The organism is Micromonospora aridisoli, assembly GCF_056150025.1.
Genome location: NZ_JAXCFK010000172.1, coordinates 1 through 527 on the forward strand (window position 1 = coordinate 1; position 527 = coordinate 527).

Consider the following 527-nt stretch of genomic DNA (forward strand, 5'->3'; position numbering starts at 1 on the left):
GGTCGCCCAGTCCACCTGCCAGCACGGGTACGGCGTGAGCCGCGACCACCACGCCCGACAACCGGTGCACAGGCCGTCCGTCCCTGGCAGATGTGTGGCCAGGATCCGCTCCGTCTCGTTGCTCATTGCTTCTCCTGGGCGGGCCAGTGCTTCCGGTTGATCGGGATGCGGTGTCGGTTACGGCAGGGCAGGTCGACCCCACAGCGACAGACCCACGCCCACCTGCGCCACGACCATGCCGGGCGGTGTCGCCGCGCCAGGGTCATCGCGACGGCGATCAGGTACTGTTCGTAGGAAACTCGTCGCCATGGCAGCGTCCTGTCCCGCATCACTGCCTCCCTCCGCCGGGCAGCCCTCCACGGCCGACCCCGAACCCCGGGACCGACTCTGGAACGTTCAGTAACTGCGACGCTACGATCACGGGGACGGCGATTGGACTCACCCGTAGTACGAGTGAGCAGGCCAAATGCCCTTCTTCAGCGTTGGTTCGACGGCGGGAACGCCGACCACCGGTCAATGTAGGGATG

General features: G+C 66.8%; 1 protein-coding gene. It reads right to left on the minus strand.

Annotated features, from left to right (window positions below; genetic code table 11):
- Positions 1 to 122: 122 nt before the first annotated feature.
- Positions 123 to 329, minus strand: coding sequence for a hypothetical protein (locus SM447_RS29950; RefSeq protein WP_474576217.1), 207 nt, complete (start codon positions 327 to 329; stop codon positions 123 to 125).
- Positions 330 to 527 lie beyond the last annotated feature (198 nt).

Coding starts and splice junctions, on each gene's coding strand:
- SM447_RS29950 (WP_474576217.1), bottom strand. CDS start 329: ATGCGGGACAGGACGCTGCCATGGCGACGAGTTTCCTACGAACAGTAC.